This is a genomic window from Rhizobacter sp. P2_H2, assembly GCF_056403375.1.
In genome coordinates this window covers 1-5710 of sequence record NZ_JBFUFP010000278.1, presented here as the reverse complement: position 1 = coordinate 5710, position 5710 = coordinate 1, and the positions used below count along the sequence as shown (strand labels likewise).

Below are 5710 nucleotides of genomic sequence, written 5' to 3'. Positions count from 1 at the left end.
AAGCAATAATGAACTCACGAGTTCAAAATAAAGGCATTGACATGAGAGTCAAGACAGAGGCAAAGCGCGAGGCGATCCTCGAAATCGCGCTGCAGGCGTTCCAGGAGATGGGCTACGAGCGCACCTCGATGGACGAGATCGCCGCGCGCATGGGCGGCTCGAAGGTCACGCTGTACGGCTACTTCCCGTCGAAGCAGCAGCTGTTCCTGGAGGCCGCCCACTATTCCGGCATGCGCCACCTGGGGCCGGCCTATGACGAACTGCTGCCCGGCAGCGACGACCTGCCACGCGTGCTGCGCCGCTTCGGCGAGAAGTTCGTGAGCTTCATCTGCACGCCGGAGGCCGTGGGCACCTACCGCATGGTGGTGTCGCAGGCCGGGCAGTCCGACATCGGCCGCCAGTTCTTCGAGCTGGGCCCCAGGCGCGGCGAGGAGACCGTCGCGGCCTTCCTGCAGGCCGAGATGGCGGCGGGCCGGCTGAAGCAGGCGGAGCCCTCGGTGGTGGCCCTGCACCTGACGGGCCTGCTGCAGGCCGAGGTGCTGCACCGCATCCTGCTGGGTGCGAACGCGTCACCGACGCGCCAGCAGATCAAGCAGATCGTCGAGCGCGCGGTGTCGGTGTTCCTGGCCGCCTACGCCTGAGGCGCCGCTGGCGGTAAGCTGCGGCATGAAGCCCGGTTTGAAGATCGCCCTCGCCCTCGGGGCCCTGGGCCTGGCCGCCGCAGCGGCCTGGTTCTGGCTGGCCCGCCCCGCCCCTGTCGCTCCTGCAGCCACGGCCCCGCCGGAGCCCGCGCCTGCCCAGGTGGCCGCCGCCCCACCGGCGGCGAGCTCGGGCATCCAGCACCCGATCGAGAACCTGCAGGCCACCGACCCCGCGGCGGCCCCGGCCGACCTCGCTTCGGCGGTGACGGCACTGTTCGGCCGAGAGGCCGTGCTGGCGCTGTTCCAGATGAACGACCTGCCCCACCGCGTGGCCGCGACGGTCGATGGCCTGGGCCGCGAGCAGGCCTCCTCGCGCCTGTGGCCGCTCAGTCCGGCCGCAGGCCGGTTCACGGTCGAACGCCGCGGCGACAGCGAAACCATCGGCGCCGACAACGGCCAGCGCTACACACCGTACGTGCTGCTGCTGGAGACGGTGGACCTGCGGCAGGCCGTCGCGCTCTACGCGGCGTTCTACCCGCAGTTCCAGCAAGCCTATGAAGACCTCGGCTACCCGGGCAAGTACTTCAACGACCGGCTCGTCGCGGTGATCGACCAGCTGCTCGTCACGCCCGACGCGGCCGAGTCGATCGGCGTGCACCTGCCGACGGTCAACAGCCCGGTGCAGCCGACGCGGCCCTGGGTGCTGTACGAGTTCAACGACCCGGCGCTGCAGGCGCTGAGCGCCGGCCAGCGCCTGCTGCTGCGCACCGGGCCGGTCAACGAACGGCGGATCAAGGCGAAGCTGCGCGAGCTGCGGCGCCTGGTCACGTCGCCGGCCGCCGCATCGGCCCCGCGCTGAGGCAGACAGGGTTCAGAACCTCGGCGTGCGCCCCGAAAAACCGGCGTCGTACTTGCGCATCTGAGCCAGGTCGTCGCGGTTGCGCACGCCGCAGGCCAGGTACTGCGCATGGAGTTCGGCCAGCTTGCCGCGATCGAGCTCGACGCCCAGCCCCGGCGTGCCGGGCAGGCGCACCGCACCGTGCTCGAAGACGATGCGGCCGCCGCGGATCACCTCCTCTTCCTGCCACGGGTAGTGCGTGTCGCRGGCATAGGTCAGGTTCGGGATGCTGGCCGCCACGTGGGTCATCGCCATCAGGCTGATGCCCAGGTGCGAGTTCGAGTGCATCGACATGCCGAGGTCCCACAGCGCGCACATGCGCGCCAGCGTCTGCGTGACGCGCAGGCCACCCCAGTAGTGGTGGTCTGACAGCAGCACCTTGACGGCCCCGGTTTCCGCCCCCTTGCGGAAGTCGTCGAGCGTCGYGATGACCATGTTGGTCGCCAACGGCAGGCGCGTGTGCCGGGCGAGCTCGGCCATGCCCTGCAAGCCCGGCGTCGGGTCTTCGTAGTACTCGAGCAGTTCGTCGAGTTCCGGTGCGGCCCGGATGCTGGTCTCGAGCGACCAGTTGGCATTGGGGTCGAGCCGCAGCGGCAGGCCCGGGAAGGCCGCGCGCAGCGCCCGCATGCAGGCGATCTCGTGCGCGGGCTCGAACACGCCGCCCTTCAGCTTGATGCTCTGGAAGCCGTACAAGTCGATCATGCGCTGCGCCTGCGCGACGATCTGTGCCGGGCTGATGCCCTCGCCCCAGGCGTCCGCCGCATAGGGCCGGTCGATGTGCTCGGCGTACTTGAAGAACAGGTAGGCGCTGTACGGCACGGCGTCGCGCACCGCACCCCCCAGCAGGTCGACGATCGGCGCACCGAGCAACTGCCCTTGCAGGTCGAGCATCGCCACCTCGAAGGTGCTGGTCACCTTGGCGGCGTTCTTCGCCGTGTGCGAGCCGGGCGCCAGCTCGAACTCGATGGCGCCCGGGCTGGGCCGGATGGCCGCGCGCACCCGTTCTTCCATGCGGTTGAGATCGAACGGCGACAGGCCCAGGACCAGGGCCTTCGCCTGCGCCAGCACGCGCAGCATCGGCTCGTCGCCGTAGGTCTCCGAAATGCCGACGCGGCCGTCGCTGGTTTCGAGTTCGACGATGGCCCGCAGCGCCCACGGCTCGTGGATGCCTGCGGCATTGAGCAGCGGGCCGTCGCGAAAGGCGATCGGCGTGATGCGGACGTCGGTGATGCGGATGTCTCTCTGCATGGCGTGGTCTCAGTTGGGGGTGGCGCCGGATTTCTTCACCAGCGCCCCCCAGCGCGGGATCTCCCGGGCCATCAGCGCCGACAACTCCTCGGGCGTGCCGCCGACGAGGTCCATGCCCAGTTGCCCGCCCAGCTTGGCCTGCACGTCGGGCATCTTCAGCGCCTTGGCGATCTCGGCATGCAGCCGGTGCACGACGGCCTTGGGCGTGCCCTTGGGGGCGTAGACCGCCTGCCATGACGACATCTCGAAGCCGGGCACGCCCGACTCGATCATCGTCGGCGTGCCCGGCGACAGCGCGATGCGCTTGCCCGTCGTCACCGCCAGCAGCTTCAGCTTGCCGGACTGCAGCAGCGGCAGCGCAGCGGTCATCTGGTCGAACATGAAGGTGACCTGGCCCGCGGACACGTCGACCATCGCGGGCGGCGTCCCCTTGTACGGGACGTGCGTGAGCGGCACGCCGATCAGGTCGGCGAACAGCTCGCCCGCCAGGTGCGTGGACGTGCCGGCGCCGGACGACGCGAAGGTGCGCCGCTTCTCGTCCTTCTTCAGCAAGGCGATCAGCTCGGCCACCGAGTTCACGCCGAGCGCGGGGTCGACCAGCAGCACGTTGGGCAGCGTGGCCACCAGGGCGACCGGCTCGAAATCCTTCACCGGGTCGTAGCCGAGGTTCTTGTACAGGCTGGCGTTGATCGCGTGCGTGCTGATCGTGCCGCCGAACAGCGTGTACCCGTCGGGTGCGGCCTTGGCGACGAAGCTCGCACCGATGCCGCCGGCCTGTCCGGGCTTGTTGTCGACGACCACGGTCTGCTTCAGCGCGAGCTGCAGCTTCTCGGCGAGGACGCGCCCGACCACGTCGGTGGAGCCGCCCGCCGTGAAGGGAACGATGTAGGTGATGGGCTTGGCCTGCGGCCACTCCGGCGTCTGGGCCACCGCGGCGCCGGCGAGGGCCAGCGACAACGGCAGGGCGAACGGCAGGGCAAGGCACGACACGAGGGTTCGACGATTCAAGGGAGTCTCCGGTGGTGGCGGGGTGGGCCGCGCTGCATGGGCGCGGCTCGCTGACCCGAAGTGAAGCACTAATATATTAGTGTGTCAATGCACCGACCCCACCGCTAGAATGCGCTTCATGCCCGCCCCGTCCCCCAGCCGTTCCGTCGCCCTGGACCGCTCGCGCCATGCGGCGCCGCAGGTCTTCGAGCGCCTGCGCGACCTGATCCTGTCGCTGGAGATGGCCCCGGGCACGGTGCTCTCGCGGGCCGACCTGGCGGCGCACTTCGGCCTCAGCCAGACACCGGTTCGCGATGCGCTGATCAAGCTCGGCGAAGAGGGCCTGGTCGACATCTTTCCGCAGCACGCCACGGTCGTGAGCCGCATCGATGCGGCGGCGGCCGTGCAGGCGCAGTTCCTGCGCCGCTCGATCGAGGCCGAGGTGGTGCTCACGCTGACCGGGCATGCCGATGCGCTGCTGCTCAGCCAGTTGCGCGCGCAGATCGACGTGCAGACGGCGCTGATGGGCAGCACCGCCTACCTCGAGTTCATCGCGGCCGACCGGGCGTTTCACCGGCTGATGTACGTCGCCGCGGGCGTGCCGGACCTGTTCGACCTGGTGCGCAAGCACAGCGGGCACGTCGACCGCCTGCGCATGCTGAACCTGCCCACGCTCGGCAAGCAGCGCGCCATCGTGCGCGACCACCGCCGCATCGTGGACGCCATCGCCAGCGGCGACGCCGAGGCTGCGCAGGCGAGCCTGCGCGATCACCTGTCCGGCACCCTGGGGCAGATCGACGCGATCCGCCTGGCGCATCCGGACTACTTCACGGCGTAGCTCGGACCTCACCAAGGAACCGCACCAGGCTGTGCGGTGCCTCATCGCCGAGGCACGCGTCGAGCACCTCGACCGAACCTGCGGCCGCCTCGGCGCTGCGCGGAAAGACCTTCGCCTCATAGGCCGCCAGCGCGGCCTCGGGATCAGCGGGGTTCGCCGCGAGGGCTTCGCCCAGCTCGGCGCCGTCGACCATCGCGAGATTCGCGCCGTCACCCGCGGGCGCCATCAGATGCGCCGCATCGCCGAGCAGCGTCACCCCCGGGACGCGCTCCCACCGATGGGCTGCGGGCAACGCGTGGATCGGCCGGAACACGGGCGCCGACTCGGCCTCGGTGATGAGGGCGGTGAGCGCGCGATCCCACCCTTCGAACTCCTTGGCGATGCGGGACCGCAGCGCAGCCGGATCGGCGGCCTCGACCACTTCGATCCATGCCATCGGCTTGCGCAGCGCCACATAGGCGTGCAACACGCCGCCCGGCTCACGGTGCGCGAAGATGCCCTTGCCCGGCTCCACCGCGAAGAGCGCGCCRCCGCCCACGGCTTCGGCGCTCGCGGGATGGCGCACGTCGGCGTCGGTCAACCAGGCCTCGACGAACGTGGTGCCGAGGTAGACCGGTGTCGCATCGGACACCAGCGGACGAACCTTCGACCAGGCGCCATCGGCACCCACCAGCAGGTCCGACACCACGCTGTTGCCGTTCGCGAACGCCAGGCGGTGCAGGCCGCCGCCCAACGCCGCCGCCGAGGCGAGCTTGTGCCCCCACTGCACCGTGCCGGCAGGCAATGACTCGAGCAGCAGGCGGCGCAGTTCGCTCCTTCGCACCTCCGGCCGGCCGCCGTTGCCGTCGTCGGGTTGATCGAGCAGCACCGCTGCGGCCCTGTCGAGCACCCGCGAGGCCTGGCCGCCGGGATGGACCAGGCGGCGGAACTCGTCGTGCAGCCGGGCCGCCTTCAAGGCGAGCTGGCCGCTGTCGTGGTGGATGTCGAGCATGCCGCCCTGGGCGCGTGCGGTGGGCGAGACCTCGGCCTCGTAGACGGTCGAGGCGATGCCGTGGACATGGAGGATCCGGGCCAGCATCAGCCCGCCGAGGCCAGCGC

Annotated in this window: 6 protein-coding genes; 3 read left to right on the top strand and 3 right to left on the bottom strand. The window is 70.2% G+C overall.

Annotated features, from left to right (window positions below):
• Window positions 1-41 precede the first annotated feature (41 nt).
• Both AC1D15_RS15730 and AC1D15_RS15725 read left to right on the top strand, forming a co-directional pair.
• On the top strand, window positions 42-641 hold the full coding sequence (locus AC1D15_RS15730) for a TetR/AcrR family transcriptional regulator (protein ID WP_047502393.1): 600 nt from the start codon (window positions 42-44) through the stop codon (window positions 639-641).
• Between the two features lie 37 nt (window positions 642-678).
• Entirely contained in the window at window positions 679-1500 is an 822-nt protein-coding gene (locus tag AC1D15_RS15725) for a DUF3014 domain-containing protein (RefSeq protein WP_477826702.1), read from the top strand.
• Window positions 1501-1512: 12 nt separating this feature from the next.
• On the opposite strand, the gene AC1D15_RS15720 is transcribed toward AC1D15_RS15725, so the two are convergent.
• Together AC1D15_RS15720 and AC1D15_RS15715 are read right to left on the bottom strand one after the other, a co-directional pair.
• Complete coding sequence (locus AC1D15_RS15720) at window positions 1513-2787, bottom strand: glucarate dehydratase family protein (RefSeq protein ID WP_477826701.1); 1275 nt, start codon at window positions 2785-2787, stop codon at window positions 1513-1515.
• A 9-nt stretch (window positions 2788-2796) separates the two neighbouring features.
• Entirely contained in the window at window positions 2797-3750 is a 954-nt protein-coding gene (locus AC1D15_RS15715) for a Bug family tripartite tricarboxylate transporter substrate binding protein (protein ID WP_477826703.1), read from the bottom strand.
• A 163-nt stretch (window positions 3751-3913) separates the two neighbouring features.
• Between AC1D15_RS15715 and AC1D15_RS15710 the strand changes: the two genes are divergently transcribed.
• Window positions 3914-4612: a GntR family transcriptional regulator gene (locus AC1D15_RS15710; protein ID WP_477826700.1), complete on the top strand. Its 699-nt coding sequence runs from the start codon at window positions 3914-3916 to the stop codon at window positions 4610-4612.
• On the opposite strand, the gene AC1D15_RS15705 is transcribed toward AC1D15_RS15710, so the two are convergent.
• On the bottom strand, window positions 4602-5710 hold a 1109-nt coding region (locus AC1D15_RS15705), incomplete at its 5' end, for an FAD-dependent oxidoreductase (protein ID WP_477826699.1). The two genes, AC1D15_RS15710 and AC1D15_RS15705, sit on opposite strands and share 11 nt — an antisense overlap.